At 71.5% G+C, this 15,147-nt stretch carries 12 protein-coding genes; 5 read left to right on the top strand and 7 right to left on the bottom strand.

Annotated features, from left to right (window positions below):
* Positions 1-288: 288 nt before the first annotated feature.
* Together ACBJ59_RS24355 and vanY-N are read right to left on the bottom strand one after the other, a co-directional pair.
* Entirely contained in the window at positions 289-1,224 is a 936-nt protein-coding gene (locus ACBJ59_RS24355) for a hypothetical protein (RefSeq protein WP_375112544.1), read from the bottom strand.
* A 135-nt stretch (positions 1,225-1,359) separates the two neighbouring features.
* Positions 1,360-1,914, bottom strand: coding sequence for a D,D-peptidase/D,D-carboxypeptidase VanY-N (vanY-N, locus tag ACBJ59_RS24350; RefSeq protein ID WP_375112543.1), 555 nt, complete (start codon positions 1,912-1,914; stop codon positions 1,360-1,362).
* A 192-nt stretch (positions 1,915-2,106) separates the two neighbouring features.
* Here vanY-N and ACBJ59_RS24345 point away from each other — a divergent pair, with 192 nt between their 5' ends.
* From ACBJ59_RS24345 to ACBJ59_RS24330, 4 genes are all read left to right on the top strand, one after another.
* Entirely contained in the window at positions 2,107-2,781 is a 675-nt protein-coding gene (locus tag ACBJ59_RS24345; RefSeq protein ID WP_364131137.1) for a response regulator transcription factor, read from the top strand.
* 7 nt (positions 2,782-2,788) lie between these two features.
* Positions 2,789-4,273, top strand: coding sequence for an ATP-binding protein (locus ACBJ59_RS24340; RefSeq protein WP_375112542.1), 1,485 nt, complete (start codon positions 2,789-2,791; stop codon positions 4,271-4,273).
* Entirely contained in the window at positions 4,270-4,767 is a 498-nt protein-coding gene (locus ACBJ59_RS24335; protein WP_375112541.1) for a hypothetical protein, read from the top strand. Before ACBJ59_RS24340 ends, ACBJ59_RS24335 begins: the two co-directional genes overlap by 4 nt.
* A gap of 289 nt (positions 4,768-5,056) precedes the next feature.
* A complete protein-coding gene (locus ACBJ59_RS24330) occupies positions 5,057-7,366 on the top strand; it encodes a helix-turn-helix domain-containing protein (protein WP_375112540.1) in 2,310 nt (769 codons plus the stop codon).
* 122 nt (positions 7,367-7,488) lie between these two features.
* On the opposite strand, the gene ACBJ59_RS24325 is transcribed toward ACBJ59_RS24330, so the two are convergent.
* Positions 7,489-8,373, bottom strand: a complete 885-nt coding sequence (locus ACBJ59_RS24325; RefSeq protein WP_375112539.1) for a sigma-70 family RNA polymerase sigma factor — start codon at positions 8,371-8,373, stop codon at positions 7,489-7,491.
* A gap of 132 nt (positions 8,374-8,505) precedes the next feature.
* Here ACBJ59_RS24325 and ACBJ59_RS24320 point away from each other — a divergent pair, with 132 nt between their 5' ends.
* Positions 8,506-8,958: a carboxymuconolactone decarboxylase family protein gene (locus ACBJ59_RS24320; RefSeq protein ID WP_375112538.1), complete on the top strand. Its 453-nt coding sequence runs from the start codon at positions 8,506-8,508 to the stop codon at positions 8,956-8,958.
* A 277-nt stretch (positions 8,959-9,235) separates the two neighbouring features.
* On the opposite strand, the gene ACBJ59_RS24315 is transcribed toward ACBJ59_RS24320, so the two are convergent.
* The 4 genes from ACBJ59_RS24315 to ACBJ59_RS24300 all read right to left on the bottom strand — a co-directional run bounded on the left by ACBJ59_RS24315 (position 9,236) and on the right by ACBJ59_RS24300 (position 14,952).
* Complete coding sequence (locus ACBJ59_RS24315) at positions 9,236-10,018, bottom strand: MerR family transcriptional regulator (RefSeq protein WP_375112537.1); 783 nt, start codon at positions 10,016-10,018, stop codon at positions 9,236-9,238.
* A 131-nt stretch (positions 10,019-10,149) separates the two neighbouring features.
* The gene (locus ACBJ59_RS24310) at positions 10,150-11,685 is read right to left on the bottom strand and encodes a serine hydrolase domain-containing protein (RefSeq protein ID WP_375112536.1); all 1,536 of its coding nucleotides are present in this window, start codon (positions 11,683-11,685) and stop codon (positions 10,150-10,152) included.
* Between the two features lie 479 nt (positions 11,686-12,164).
* Positions 12,165-13,544: a sensor histidine kinase gene (locus tag ACBJ59_RS24305; protein ID WP_375112535.1), complete on the bottom strand. Its 1,380-nt coding sequence runs from the start codon at positions 13,542-13,544 to the stop codon at positions 12,165-12,167.
* A gap of 700 nt (positions 13,545-14,244) precedes the next feature.
* On the bottom strand, positions 14,245-14,952 hold the full coding sequence (locus ACBJ59_RS24300) for an alpha/beta fold hydrolase (RefSeq protein ID WP_375112534.1): 708 nt from the start codon (positions 14,950-14,952) through the stop codon (positions 14,245-14,247).
* Positions 14,953-15,147 lie beyond the last annotated feature (195 nt).

Raw genomic sequence — 15,147 nt, 5'->3', positions numbered from 1 at the left:
CTCGCGCTGGGGCGATGGGGGGCGGGGGGCAGGTGCCGGGCGTTCGTGCGGCGGCATGGCCACTTGCTCCATCAGCTCGGTGACGGGGGCGATCAGGGCCTGTGTGCAGGCGTGCGCGTGGGTGCGGGCGCGCGTGCCGGCCTGCTGGGTCACGAGCGCTCCACTCCGGCTGCGTCATGGGCGATACGAGGCTTTTGGGCCGAACGCACCCTACCTACCAATAGGTAGGGTGCCAAATCAGGGCGCACGTCCGCGATCGGCGCGGCTCGTCGCGCGGGCCGAAGCGGGTCATGGTGACGACGGTGACCTTTCGGCGGCCGCTGCCGTCGGTGCAGTGCTGGCTGGAGTACGCATGGCCTCGTGGGCGGAGCTCAGGCTCCGCCTCAAGGACTGCTCCAGGCGGCCGGCGTCGGCGGCCAGGCGCTCCAGCTCGGGCACCGCGAACGCGTCGGCCCCCGTCTCGGCCACCAGCTCCTCGTAGTGGTGCACGTGGCTCCGCAGTTCCTCGATCTGGTGGTGGGCCAGGTACGCGCGCTCGGCGCCGGCGACGTTGGCCGCGTACCGCTCCAGCGCCTCGACCCGGGCCAGCACCGCTGCCTCGCTGCTGCTCAGCGCCCGCGCCAAGGGTTCGGCCACGGCCGCCACGCCGGGCGTGAGCCCCAGCGAGATGATCTCCGTGTGCTGGGCGCGCAGCGCCGACAGCTTGGCCAGCAGGCGGGCGATCTCCCACTCCTGCGCGGGCAGCATCACCGCGTTGCGCACGTCGTCGAGCAGGCCCTCGGCGTTGATCCGGGAGCCGCTCACGGTGGCGATGGCGCGCTGCGCGCGGGCCAGGAGCCGGGCGGCGGGCTTATCGAGGTCGTCGGCGAGCACGTAGCGGCCCTCGTACCAGCGAAGCTGCGCGAAGGCCTGCCGCTCGAACGCGTACTCATCCGCCTCCTCCGTGGACAGGTCGTTGCGGCCGAGCCGCAACATCACCAAGGGGAGGCCGAGCAGCGCCAGCAGCAGGACGGCGAGCCCGGGGCTCATGAGGCCGAGGCTCAGCAGCAGGCCGAAGGAGGCCGCCGGGCCGAACGCCGCCAGCATCCAGTAGTGCAGGCCGGAGGATGGCCGCCACAGCTTGGGGGCCCATCCCTGGCGCATCTTGATCAGAACGCGCCGGCTCCTTCTGAGCACCTGCGCGTCCTGCGGCGGTACGCCGGGGTCTACGATCACATCCGCCACGGATTCGGATCCTCCGGGTAGTGGGCAGTTGGGATGTCGACGGGTCTTCTACGATGCCGCGGTGGAGCCGCCAGTTCGTGGAAGCCGCTGTCTGGGGACCGCGTGCCGCCGCCGGCGGCGAACCTGACGCGCGTGTCAGCTGACGTAGCCGACGCCGGGGTGGGGTTGTCGTCGTGGTGGCGTGCCGCGCCTGTCCGGGCGGTGCTCGAAGTGCCACCACTCGTTGTCGTAGATGCGGTAGAGGTCGTAGCGGGCGCCGTGTTCCTCGAGCCAGCGGGCGCCTTCGTGCGGGCGCACGTCCAGCGCGATGCCCTTGACGTGGTTGGATTCCGCCGGTGGTAGCACGAGCATGCGTGCCGAGGCCGGGGAGCCGGAGCGGCGTACCTCCTCGTCGAACATCCGTTGCTGGACAAGGGGATCGCGGTATCCGGAGGTGAGGCCGATGAGCTGGCCGTGACGCCAGAGCGCCTCGGTGCGCGCCGCGGTGAACGCCGCCCTGGCGCCGTCGGTGAGCCCGGTGAGATCCTCGGCGGGGAAGCGCATCCCCAACGCCCAGCGGCAGGCCACTTCGCGGGCGCGGCCGGGATGGCGGGCGAACGCCACGGGCAGCAGGAGCACGGCGAGCACCAGCGTGACAGCCGCGTACAGCCGGTCACGGGGCCGAGGTGGGATGGTGCGTGGTTCGCTCATGACGAACTACGATTGGCGCCGAATATGCGTGCGTTGTCCGCCGCATGTCACGGTTCATCGACGACGGCCACCGCCGGCGCGACCGTGACACAACCATGACACGGCGCGGACGAGGCGGGGACACGGCCGGCCGACAGTGGATGGGGTTGACCGGGCAGGCGAGTTACGGAGCGTACTGTGATACTCGGGGGCGTGTCGCGAGTGTTGTTGATCGAGGATGACCCGGCTGTGCGGGAGGGCCTTGAGCTGGCCCTGAGCCGGCATGGGCACCGGGTGCGCGCCGTGGAGTCCGGCGAGCAGGGGCTCGACCGGCTGCGCACCGACCTTCCCGACGTCGTCGTGCTCGATCTGATGTTGCCCGGCATGGACGGGTTCGCCGTCTGCCGCCGCATCCGGGCCGCCGGAGAGGTGCCGATCATCATGCTGACCGCCCGCGGCGACGACATGGACGTGGTGGCCGGGTTGGAGGCGGGCGCCGACGACTACGTGGTCAAGCCGGTGCAGCCCAGGGTGCTCGAGGCGCGCATTCGCGCGGTGCTGCGGCGGGTCGGCCGGGACCAGGCGGAGCTGGAGCGGCACGGCGAGCTGACCATCGACCGGGCCGGGCTGGTGGTCGCCAACCGCGGCGTGCCGGTCAGCCTCGCCCCGACCGAGCTGCGCCTGCTGCTCGAGCTCTCCGCCACGCCGGGCCGGGTGCACAGCCGCCAGCAGCTGCTGGAGTCGGTGTGGGAGCACGGGTACTTCGGCGACTCGCGTCTGGTGGACGCGTGCGTGCAGCGGTTGCGCGCCAAGATCGAGGACGACTCGGCGGCGCCCGTCTACGTGCAGACGGTGCGTGGGTTCGGGTACCGCTTCGGGCCGGTGTGAGCCGCCGGTGTCACCTCGGCCGAGCCTGGGGCTGCGTACCCGGCTGTTGTTCGCCTTCGCCCTGCTGTGCGTGGTCACCGCGGCGGCGGTGGCCGGCGGGATCTACGTCCAGGCCCGCACCGCCATCCTGCAGCGGACCCAGGATGCCACGGTCCAGGCGATGAAGAGCCGCGTGCAGGCGCTCTACCCGTTGCGGACCTCGACGCCGGGCCCCGAGGAGCTCGACGACATCGCCGCCGCCGTGCCCGACCAGAACAGCGTGGAGTTCGCGGTCGCCGTCTACCGCGAGATGCACTCGCCGGTCCCCCCGCCGGGGCGCTGGAGGCCGGGCGGGAGGGTGCTGGATCTCACGGTGATCTCACCGGAGCTGCGGCGGGTGGTGGCCGACGGCGGCCTGGCGTGGCAACGCGTGGTGTGGGAGGGCATGCCCTGGCTGATCGTCGGCACGCCGTTGCTGATCGCCGAGCCGGACCACAGGACGCGGGTGTCCGGCATCGAGGTCTACGCCGCACGTAGCCTGCTTTCCGAACAGCGCAGCATCGACGAGCTCGCCGCACGTGCCTGGGCCACCGGCGGGGTGGCCCTGGCGTTCGCGGTCGCCCTGGCGTTGCTGGCCACCCGGAGCGTGCTGCGCCCGGTGCGCGAGCTCGGCCGGGCGGCACGCCTGCTGGGCGAGGGCGAGATGCGGACCAGGATCGCGGTCAGCGGCTCCGACGAGCTGGCCGACGTGGCGCGCACGTTCAACAACACCGCCGCGGAGCTGGAACGGCACGTCAAACAGCTGCGCGAGATGGAGGCCGACGCGCGCCGGTTCGTCGCCGACGTGTCCCACGAGCTGCGCACCCCGCTGGCCGCGCTCACCGCGGTCGCCGACGTCCTGGACGAGGAGGCGGCCCAGCTGCCCGAGCCCGCCGGCAGGGCCGCCAGGCTGGTCAGCCAGGAGACGCTCAACCTCACCGCTCTGGTGAACGACCTCATCGAGATCAGCAGGTTCGACTCCGGCGTCGCGGCCCTCGCGCTGAACGAGATCGACGTGGCCGAGCTGGTGCGCGCGACCCTGCGTACCCGGGGCTGGTCAGAGCGGGCGGACACCGAGCTGCCACCTGGGGTGACGGCCCGGCTGGACCCGCGCCGCGTGGACGTCATCCTCGCGAACCTGGTCGGCAACGCCCTGCGGCACGGCGAGCCACCGGTGTCGGTACGGCTTTCCGCCGACCCGCACTGGATCGCTCTGGAGGTCCGCGACCACGGGCCGGGGCTGGACGAAGCGGTGCTGCCGCACGTGTTCGACCGGTTCTACAAGGCCAACGCGGCCAGGGCCCGGTCCGAGGGCAGCGGCCTGGGCCTGGCCATCGCGCGGGAGAACGCGCGTCTGCACCGAGGCGATCTCACCGTCACCAACGCCCCGGACGGCGGCGCCGTCTTCACGCTGCGCCTGCCGCGCCGGGCACACGATCCGGAGGGGCAGACCGACACGGGAGGCCCCGAGTGAGGGCCGGACCCGCCCGCCGCGTGCTCGCCGCGGGCCTGGTGTCGCTCGCCGCCGTGGCCGGCTGCGGCGTGCGGCCGAGCGACGTCATCGAAGCCGGCGACCCGCCGAGCGGAGGCGTCGTACCGGTCACGACGATCACTCTCTATCTGGTCAAGAACGGCCGGCTCAGTCCGGTGGCGCGGCCCGGGCTGGGTGGCCGTCCGCTGTTCCGGGCCGACACGCTCGCGCTGCTGGCAGACGGACCCACCGCCAGGGAGCAGGCCAAAGGGTTCACCACCGACGTCCCACCCCAAGCCGCCCCGTTCCTGGTGACCGCCAAACCGGCCGGCCACGTGCTGGTGACCCCGTCCGCTGCGGCCGGCGACCTGTCCGCGCTCGCCGTCCAGCAGATCGTGTGCACGGCCGCCGCCGCGACGCCGGACAGCCCTGCCCAGGTCACCGTCGCCGGCACGGAGGAGGACGTCGACCCCCGGAGCTGCCCGGGGCAACGGTAACGACCTGTTCTCTCCTTCGGATCGCCCGTGCCACCGCGGCGGCAGGGCCGCAGCGGTCCGCGCAGCGTGGCCGTCCTGTGGGACGTCCGCAACCCGGCCAGTACAGTGCACCGCAGCGCTTGTCCGCCGTGAGCGCCTACAACGACCGCGTCGGCCAGGTCGCCGTCGGCCCCGGACGGGGCGAACCGGCGGCTCCACCCTGGCGTGGCCCGCCGGCCGCCGGTCCCGGGCACGCCGGTACCTTGGATCACGCCGCCCGGTGGCCGGGTGCAGGCAGCGAGGAGGATGGATGGTCAACTCGTTCGGCCCGCTCCTGCGGAGCCTGCGGCAGGCCGCGCACTTGACGATCGAGGAGCTTTCCCACGCCTCCGGCGTGAGCGTACGAGCCATCGGAGACATGGAACGCGGCATCAGCCGCGGCCCGCAACGGCGAACGGTGCAGGCGCTGGCCGACGCGTTGCGGCTCGATGAGGAGCAGCGGGCGGAGCTGGCCGAGGCCGCCAGGGCGGGCCGGCCGCGGTCCAGCGGCCCGGGGGAGGAGCGGGCGGGGCGGCCGCGGCTGTACGAGCTGCCGCGCGGGCTCGGCGACTTCGTCGGCCGGGAGGCCGAGCTCGAGCTGCTGTGCGAGCAAGGGTGGGCGGCGCCCGCGGACGGCCCCACGCCGGTCGTGGTGGTGCACGGCCAGGCGGGCCTGGGGAAGACGGCGTGCGTGGTGCGGGCGGCCGAACTGTTGCGGGAGGTGTTCCCGGACGGGCAGTTCTACGTGGACCTGCGGGGCGTCGACGCCGAGCCGATGCCGGCGGCCGAGGCGCTGCACCGGCTGCTGCGGGCGCTGGGTCTGGACCCGCGCGCGATCGCCGAGGAGGAGCAGGAGCGGGCCAGCCAGTTGCGGGCGCTCATGGCGGAGCGGCGGTGCCTGCTGGTGCTGGACAACGCCGCCGACGAGGCTCAGGTACGGCCCCTGCTGCCGGGCCCCGGCGCGGGGATGGTGGTCGTGACCAGCCGCCGCACGCTGGGCGGGCTGGAGGGGGTGACGCGGATCGCGCTCGCGCCGTTCTCGCCGCGGGAGTCGGCGCAGCTGTTGCAGGCCATCGTGCGGGACGCCGCCGATCGCGCGGCGGGGGAGACGGCGCAGGTGGCGGGGCTGTGCGGACACCTGCCGCTGGCGTTGCGGATCGCCGGCACCCGGCTGGCGTCCCGGCCCGGATGGACGATGCGACACCTGGCGGAGCGGCTGTCGGATGCGGATCGCCGGCTGGCGAACCTGGCGGTGGGCGATGTGGGGGTGGAGGCGGCGTTCGCGTTGTCGTACGCGTTGCTGTCGTCGCGGGCGAAGGCGACCTTCCGGCGGCTGGCGCTGGTCCCCGCGGTGGACTTCGCGGCGCCGATCGCCGCGGTGCTCACCCAGAGCGAGGTGTTCGCCGCCGAGGACCAGCTCGATGACCTGGTCGAGCTGGGCCTGCTGCAGCACGAAGGCGCCGACCGCTATCGCTTCCACGACCTGATCCGGCTGTACGCGAGCCACCGGCTGCGCGAGGAGGAACCCGCCGAGGCCAGAGCGGCAGCCGAGCGGCGCATGGCCGACTGGCTGCTGGAGACCGCGACCGTGGCCGGGCGGTGGTTCGAACCCGACCACGGAGCACCACCGCCCGGCTACGAGAGCATGGTTCCGCTCGCCACGCAGGAGGAGGCGCGGGCCTGGCTGGAGGTCGAAAGGGACACCTGGCTGGCCGGGCTGCGGATGGCGGCCGCAGCCGACCGGCACGAGCAGGTGGCCGGACTCGGTGAGGCGATGCGCTGGTTCGCGGCTTACACGCCGCACTGGTTGGGCGACTGGCTGGAGGTGTTCGGGCTGACGCGTGCCGCCGCCGCCCGGCTGTCCGACCGCCGCCGGGAGTTGTGGCACATGAACCGCCACGTCTGGGCGTTCCTCGCCGCCTACTCACGCCGCGGGGAGGCGGCGTTGAGGGAGGGTGCGGAGCGGGCGATGGAGGTCTACCGGCTCGCCGAAAGCCTCGGCGCCGTCAGAGAGCAGGCCGACGCGGTGTGCAACGCGGCCGAGGCCTGGCGGGCCCTGCCCGACGTCGATCAGGCGCTGTGGGCGTACACCCGGGGGCGAGAGCTGGCCGAAGCCGCCGGTTACCACCAGACCTACTACTGGGCCAGCGGCGGAGTGGCGATCGCGCTCGCCCGTCTCGGCAGGCAGGAGGAGGCGATCGAGGAGTACCGCAGCTTGCTGCGGAGCATCGACGAGCAGCCGGTCGTCTCCGCCGCGGCACAGCACTCACGGTTGTTCGCCCTGGGGGGCCTGGCCGGCGCTCTGCTCGCCGCGCAGCGCTGGCAGGAGGCCATCGAGGTGGCGGAGCCGGCTCTGGCCGAGACCATGGAGCAGGGCAGCATCTGGACGATGAACATGCGCCTGGCGCTGGGCCGGGCATATGCCGGGCTGGGTGCGACCGGCGAAGCCCGCGAGTATCTGACCCGGTCGATCGAGCTGGCGGAGAAGCACAAAACGTGGACGCCCAGATCGCTTGAGCAGGTGAAAGCGGAGCTGGCGGCCCTCGGCAGGCCGGAAGCAGCTGACGGGACAGTTGGGTGATGTCACCTGACGGTGAGCCCGGCGAACTCTCCTGGCGAACGCCGACGCCAAGACCCCGCTGGGCTCCTCAACCGTATGGCGGGTCGCATCGAGCTCGCCGGTACATGATTCGGTGCCCCGCCTCACTCCACCCACGCCGGCACGATCTGGCCCAGCCGGGCCGGGTCGGTCATGGAGCCGATCACCGTGATGAGGCCGTCCACGATCGTGAAGGCCACGACCGTGGCCGGCCGCCCGCCGAAGGTGATGACGGCTCCAGGGGCGCCGTCCACCAGCGCCGGATGCATCCGCGCGTCCGCGCTCCTGAACAGCGTCGCCTGACCGGCGATGTTGCGCGCTCCGCGAATGGTGACCGCCCCTCCGGGCGTCTGGGCGCGCAGCTCCACATCGGGCGCGAGCATGGTGAGCAGCCGGGCGACGTCACCCTTGCCGACCGCCTCGAAGAACGCGTCCACGACCTCCCTGCCCGCGGCGTCGGCGGCGGCCACCCTGGTCCGCAGCCGCCCCCGGGCCCGGCTGGCGAGCATCTTCGTGGCCGCGGTGCTCCGGCCGAGGATGGCCGCGACCCCGTCGAACGGCACCTCGAACACGTCGTGGAGCACGAACGCCACCCGCTCCGCCGGGGTCAGGGCGTCCATGACGACGTACAGCGCGAGACCGACCGACTCGGCTAGCAGGACCTCCTCCTCGGGGTCGGTCCCGGAGCCCCAGACCGCCTCCCGCGGGAGCATCCCGACCTCCAGTTCGAGCGGCTGCTCCCGCCGTACCCCGTGCCTGCGCAGCGCGTCCAGGCAGATCCGGACCGTCACCGTGGTGAGCCAGCCGCGCAGCTCCCCGATCCCGTCGGCGCCGTTGCGTACGAGCCGCAGCCACGCCTCCTGCACGGCGTCGTCCGCGTCCGCGTGCGAGCCGAGCAGGCGGAACGCGATCGCGTGCAGATAGGAGCGCTGGGCCTCGAACGCGGCGGCGAGCTCTTCCTCGTCGGTCACGGTCACGATCCTCCTCATGGTCTTTCCTCGGTACCGGCACTTCGACGTATCGCGAGCCGCAAAGGTAACGCAGGCACCCGCGTTACCTTCCCGGGCGGCGGCACGTCGTAGTGGCGTCAACCGATCCGACGACCCTCCCGGGGAGCAGAGATGACGCGTATCAAGGACGCCTCGACCCAGCCCGACATCACGGGCGCCGTCCAGCAGCTCTTCAAGGCGATGTACGCCGGAGGCGTGCCGCAGCAGACGCTGGAGCTGGTGCATCTGCGCGCGAGCCAGATCAACGGCTGCAGCGCCTGCGTGGACGCCGGCACCGCCAGTGCCGCGAACTCCGGGGTGAGCGCGGAGAAGATGCTCAACCTCGCCGCCTGGTACGAGAACCCGATCTTCGACGACGCCGAGCGTGCCGCGCTCGCGCTCACCGAGGCCGCGACCCGGCTCTCCGACCGGCCGGGCTCGGTGACCGACGAGATCTACGCCGAGGCCGCGAAGCACTTCGACGAGCGGCAGCTCGGGGCCCTGGTGCTGATGATCGCGACCACCAACTTCTTCAACCGCATCAACACCACGTTCCGGGTGCCCGCGGGCCAGAAGTGGGACTGATCACGTACGCGTGAACGTACCCGGCGGTCCGCACCCAGCGGGCCGCCGCAGCACCCAGGCCCGATCAGAAATCAGGAGGCCCCGGCCGCAACGTTCCTTCCCCGCGACGGCCGCTCCTTCGAAGGACGCGTGGATGGCTGAGGCGATGCACGCACCCAGCGTGGGACGAGCCGCTCCCGCGGTTGTCTGCCGGCAGATCCCGGCCGGTCCCCGGTTCTTCGGCCGGTCCCCGGTTCTTCGGCCGGTCCCCGGTTCTTCGGCCTGGGGACCGGCGCGGTCAGTGGGTGTCTGGTCTGGGGATGTGGATGCCCGCGGCGCGGAGCTTGGCCTCGACGAGTGCGACCCCCCGGGCCGTGGCCGATCCCTGCTCTTCGCCGTGGTGGGCGATCAGGTCGTACCGGGCCGCGGCGTCGGTGCGGGCTTGCAGGCCGGTCACGATCTTCAGATGTGCGGGGTTGGCGAGGAAGTGGTCGGCAACGGCAGTGGCGAGTTCGGCCAGGCGCGGGTCGTCCGGCTCCCATGTCGTGGCTTCGACTGCGCGCTTGCTCAACGCGACGAAGCGGGGGTCGTCGAGGGCGTGCTCGACATGGGCGAGGAAGTCGTCGAAGCCCTCCGGGACCAGGGCCCTGGCCAGCACCCAGCCCTCCCTGGTGGCCGCCACCTCCTCCGCGGGGAATCCGAGGCCGGCCATCCGCTCCAGCAGCGACACGGCGCGGTCGCCCAGCAGGGCCCGGTCTCCGTCGGCGAGCCGGTGCAGCATGTCACGGCGCGCGATCAGCTCCTCGATCCGCTCGGTGAGCTGCCGCTCGACGTCGGTGAGCGCGGCGGCGAACAGCGCGGCGTCGGCGTCGAGCAGGGGCCCGACTTCGGCCAGCGGCACCCCGGCGGCGGCCAGCGTCCGGACCTGCACCAGCCGCAACAGCTCGGCCGAGCCGTAGCGCCGGTAGCCGGAGCTGTCGCGTTCCGGCTCCTTCACCAGGCCGAGCTTGTGGTAGTGGCGCACCGTCTTCACCGTGACGCCGACGAACGCCGCCGCCTGCCCGATCGTGACTCCGTTCATCGGCGCAATCCTGCCTTGTCCTCGAGCTCGGCGACTAGCCAGACCATAGCCGAGCATGTGGTCCCAGTTCGCGTTCTACCTGATGCACGACCGGAAGGGGTCGCCTCTCGAGGCGTACGGGTAACGGGGGTTCAGTCCGCCGGCTGAGCCGGATCGGCCTTCTCGCCGCAGAACACCTCGTTGACGAGCCTTTGCTGGGCGTTCCGGAGCGCTGTCGCTATGGACATGTCGGCGTCGGCCACCCAGTTCAGTACGGCGGTCATGGTTTTGCCGCCGTCGGGTGTGATGTACATCAGCGTCGTGGAGCCGACAGTGCCGCCGCTGTGGGTGATGACGGTGCCGCCGCAGTCCGTTTTCTGGACGATCACTCCCAGCCCGTACTCGAAGTTCGGGATGCCCGTGGCGCGCGGGGTGCACATCTCGGCCAGCAACTCGGCCGGCAGGAGCTTGCCGCCCAGCAGCGCGGAGATGAACGTGTGGAGGTCCTGGCTGGTCGAGATCATGTCCCCGCCGGTTGAGACCCAGGAGGGGTTGTGGCGGGTGATGTCGATCGTCTTCTGCTCGCCGGCGTCCTCGTACCGGTAGTAGATGTGGGTGTGTGGCTCGGGAATCTCCGGCGAGGCGTCGGGCACCACCGTGCCCGACAGCCCGAGCGGTCCCAGGATCCGCCGCTGCATCTCCTCGGCCAGCGAGCGGCCGGTGACCTTCTCGATCAGCAGCCGGGCCAGCACGTAGTTGGTGTTGGAGTAGCTCCAGCCGGTCCCCGGCTCGAATCGGGCCGGCTTGGACAGCGCCAGACGTACCAGCTCCTCGGGCCGGTAGGTGTGGAACCGGTTGTCCACCCACTCCTTGCCCGTGGTGCCGTAGGGCACGGGGATCCCGTGCACGATCGACCCGTCGTCGTAGACCTCGCCGGTGAAGTTGAACAGCCCGCTGGTGTGCTGCAGCAGCATCCGCACCGTGATCCGCTCGTCCAGCCCGAACTCGGGCAGGTAGTCGGCCGCCGGGGTGTCCAGCTCGATCTTGCCCTCGGCCACCAGTTGCAGCACCAGGGTCGCGGTGAAGGTCTTGGTGTTGCTGCCGATCCGGGCATGGCCGTTGACCGGCGGCTTGGCGGTCCCGCCCAGCTCGGCCGTCCCGGCGCTGCCGGCCCACTCGCCCCGCTCGTCGTGCACGCGCAGCGACACCCCGAGGAAACCGGACTCGACGATCTCCTCGATCACCTTCTGCAGCTCCGGCCGGTCCTGCCCGGCAGCGGCCGCCCCGGCGGCGTCGAGGGCGGCGGTGATCTTGCGGGCCATCGCGGCGGTGGCCGGGCTCGGCCGGCTCTGGTGCATCTGGGCGGTCTCGACAGCGACGAGGACGGTGCCGCGGAAGTTGTCGGCCTCGGCCGGATCCTGCTGCTTCAGGAGGTTCATGGCCGCGGTCAGGGCCGGCAGCACGCGGTCGGCCATCTCGGCCACGGACGTGCCGGTCAGGTCCTTGCCGTCAGGGTAGTCGGCGAGCACATGCCCGATCAGGCCGGTGGCCGAGCCCAGCGCGATGCTGCCGTTGGTGGCGATCTTGTGAGGCTTGCCGGCGGCACCGGCGGCGGCCATCAGCGACACGGCGCCGTACGCGGCAATCCGCAGGGTGCTCTTGTCCTGATCGGAAAGGGTGATCGTCATGGTGGTTTGCCCTTCGAAGTTGTCATGTCCGGGTCGGCGTCGCGCCGCTGCGCTGCGCTGCGCCGAGCTTGCACCCTGACCCAAGGTCAACCTCAACCGTGATCTAGCTCACAGCCGCTCTGAGGGTTGAGACAGCTTGGGAGCAGGACGCCGTCCCCCGCGGGTGACAGTCGCATCTCGCGCGGGAGGTTCGATGGTGTTCCGTAAGGCGATCCCCGGTCGCGAGCCGACCCGGCCGCCGGCGACCGCTCGCCGCTGCCATGACGTCGTATCCGCTCCCAGCTTGACTCGATCCCGCTCATCCAGGGTCTCGCACTGCAGGCCGGCGTCCGTGGCCGTCTCGGCGACAGCGTGTCCGACCGACTGCAGGCGCGGCCGCCAGGCGCTCGCGCTCACCCTCGTCCCGTCGAACTGGTGCCTGCGCAGCGGAAACTCCCGCAGTTGCGCACGCATCCGGGTAGTGGGGAGAACCTGGCTCGCTACCCGGTGGGCTGATCGTGTGAGGGATGTGGCCGGCGTGCGGAGTACAGCGGGATGCGGGCGACGAAACGAGCGCCCTGCTCGGACTCTTCGACGGTGAGCGTTCCGCCGTGGCGTTCGGCGATCTGCCGGGCGATCGGAAGGCCGAGCCCGGTGCCGCCGGCGTCCTTGTCGCGGGCGTCGTCCAGGCGGGCGAAGCGCTCGAATATCCGCTCCCGCTGATCCGCGGGGATGCCGGAGCCGTCGTCACTCACCGCCAGCACGGCCTGTCCCGCTTCGGCGCTCAGTGAGATGGTCACGGTGGAAGCGGCGTGCCGTTCGGCGTTGTCGACCAGGTTGGTGAGCAGGCGGACGAGCTGCAGGCGGTCGCCGTGGACCAGGGCCGACTGGAGGTCGCGAGCTATGACCACCTCATGGGGGTGGCGGTGGTCCAGTTCGCAGGACACCAGATCCCTCAGGTCCACCGGCGCGGCGGGACCGAGCGCGCCGGCGTCCAGGCGGGAGAGGGTCAGCAGATCGGTGACGATGGCCTGCAGGCGGTGCAGGCTGTTCAGCATGGCGGCGGTTGTGGCGGGCCAGTCGGCGTCGGCAGGGTGGAGGAGCGCCTCTTCCAGCTGCGTGCGCATCGCGGTGATGGGGCTGCGCAAGTCGTGTGAGGCGTCGGAGGTGAAGCGGCGTTCCCGCTGGAACGCGGCCTCCAGCAGCGTCAGGGTCTGGTTCACCGTGCAGGCCAGGTCATGGATCTCATCTCGCGGCCCGGGCACCGGAACGCGGTGCCCCAGATCCGTGGAGGTGATCTTGGACAGCTGGGTCCGGATGGTATCGACCGGCTTGAGTGATCTGGCGACGATCCGCCACGCGCCGATGGTCGTGATCGCGATCAGCAGCACGAAGACCGCCACCACGCCGGTCAGGAGCCGTTCGGTGACGTACCACGGGTGGGCGGGCGCGGCTACGAAGATGCTCCAGTCGCCGTCTGGCCGTGGGACACGCTGAGCGGAGACGATCATGCAGGTGCCCGGGAGGTCGGGCATGTGGCACAGGGTTTCCATCCCGCCCACGAGGGGGCTCGGGACGAATGGGGCCATCGGTGGCCGTCCCCGTAGGTTCGCGCTGGCCGACACGATCCGGCCGGTGGGGTCGATCACCTGGAAGGCGGAGATCGGGTAACCCGTGCTTGCCGTGGGCACCTGGCCACGGGTCAGGAGGCGGGCGGCGTGCGTGATCGCATGATGATTACGGCGATTGGTTTCCAGCGTGCGGTCGTCGTGCACGATCTTGATGATCAACGCGGCGATGCCCGCGCACAGGAGGGTCATCACGATGGCCGACAGCAGGCTCAGCCGGGTCCGCACCGACCACTCACGACATGCCTTCAACGCGCTCCCCCTTGTGCGACCAGGTTAAATGTGCGCATTCGGGAGCCAGATGGGGGCGAAGGCAGATTCCCCTCAAGGTTCGACAACCTTGCGCCGCAGGCGGGGACGGTTCCGGGGCAATCGTGTGCAAGCCGGTCTCGAAGCGGCCGATCTAGGCAGGATGTCGGGCTGTTGGGGCCTGTATGGAGACCAGTTGCACCGTCGTGCGCCGAACGTCTCCGGCCTGCCAGAGCACCTCGATGTCGTCCGCGGGTGTTGGCAGGCGCGAGCTCGTCGGGTCGTCCGCCGTGGCGCGGCACGCCCCGCCGCCCTCACCGTCGTGCTGGCCGCGAATGTCGTCCTGGCCGTGCTGATCACCGTGGTCTGCGTCAGCGCCGGGCTACCCCTGGCCGGGTCCTTTGGGGACTGCCGGCCGCGTCAGGGGGCTGGGTCGGGGCAGCGCCGGCCGCGGGCACGCTGCTCGGGCTCACGCTCGTGGCCGCCGGGTTCACGGCCGCGGGCCTGTACGGGCTCCGCCGCCGCGACCTGGCCATGTGACTCCAGCCTGTTGGACATCACCGTCACCGGATCCTCTCGACACCGCTTCGACCGACCCTTGGGGAGCAGCCTCGCATCAGGTCCATCCGATGTGAGGTCCGCCGGCCACCGGCCGGGGAGCGTCGGACCCGCGCTGGGTGGGAGGGCAACGGCGAGGAACGGTTCACTGCTCGATCCTCGTGGCGGACGCGGCGGCCGCGTAGCCCGCCAACAGGTCCGCCACCTCTCCGGGGCGGCTGAGTGCGACGCAGTGGCCGCCCGCGATCTCGTCGGGGACGATGCCCAAGCGCTCGGGCACCAGCCGGCGGAAGAAGCCGGGCGGGAAGAAGCGGTCCTCGGTGCAGAGCACGAACCTCGTCGGCACGTCCGGCCACGCATCCAACGGCCATGGACTGGCCGAGGCGGCACTGGACGGATGGTCGCGCTCCTTGCCCAGCGCCTCCTCGGCCAGCTCCCGGGGCACATCGTGGTAGAAGCTCACGAATGGGTCCGCGTGGCCGGTCAAACCGCCATCGCGCCTGGCCTGCTCCTCCATCGCGCTCTGGTAGCCGGTGTTGGCCCACCACTCATCCGGCGACTCACCCGGCGACGGGATCATGCCGGCCAGGAGGACCAGCACGTCGACGGGCAGGCGATCGGCGACCAAGGGGGCGGTGAACGCACCGAAGGAGTGGCCCACGACGACCAGGTCCCGCTTGTCACCGACGGCCTCGACCACGGCGTCGGCGTAGTCCGCCAGCGTCTTCGACTCGTCGTCACCCGGAAGGTCGGGGGCCAGCACGTCGTGCCCACGCGCTCGTAGCTCGGCCGCCACCAGGTGCCACGACCATCCGACGTCTCCTCCGCCGTGGATCAACACGAATGTGCTCATCGGACTCTCCCTTGATCGTCGGAACAGCGCACGACGACGGCGACCGCGAGGACCAGCCATCCCAGGCGCGAGGTATGGCCTTTGTCGGTGCGACGGTGGGTCGCTGTCATGCCGACCACGCTAGGAGCCAGACGCCATCGTGAAAAGCGATTGTTCCCGATGGACTCGATCGCCCGAAGCGATGGCCACCTCACG

Source organism: Nonomuraea sp. MTCD27 (assembly GCF_041950495.1).
In the GTDB taxonomy this organism is placed as follows: Bacteria; Actinomycetota; Actinomycetes; order Streptosporangiales; family Streptosporangiaceae; genus Nonomuraea.
The sequence above is the reverse complement of the archived record's forward strand: the minus strand, read 5'-3'. Positions and strand labels throughout refer to the sequence as shown.

Bases quoted from the DNA above. Each gene is read 5' to 3' on its own strand.
- vanY-N (WP_375112543.1), bottom strand. From the start codon at position 1,914: ATGAGCGAACCACGCACCATCCCACCTCGGCCCCGTGACCGGCTGTAC.
- ACBJ59_RS24330 (WP_375112540.1), top strand. From the start codon at position 5,057: ATGGTCAACTCGTTCGGCCCGCTCCTGCGGAGCCTGCGGCAGGCCGCG.
- ACBJ59_RS24325 (WP_375112539.1), bottom strand. From the start codon at position 8,373: ATGAGGAGGATCGTGACCGTGACCGACGAGGAAGAGCTCGCCGCCGCG.
- ACBJ59_RS24320 (WP_375112538.1), top strand. From the start codon at position 8,506: ATGACGCGTATCAAGGACGCCTCGACCCAGCCCGACATCACGGGCGCC.
- ACBJ59_RS24315 (WP_375112537.1), bottom strand. From the start codon at position 10,018: ATGAACGGAGTCACGATCGGGCAGGCGGCGGCGTTCGTCGGCGTCACG.
- ACBJ59_RS24310 (WP_375112536.1), bottom strand. From the start codon at position 11,685: ATGACGATCACCCTTTCCGATCAGGACAAGAGCACCCTGCGGATTGCC.
- ACBJ59_RS24300 (WP_375112534.1), bottom strand. From the start codon at position 14,952: ATGAGCACATTCGTGTTGATCCACGGCGGAGGAGACGTCGGATGGTCG.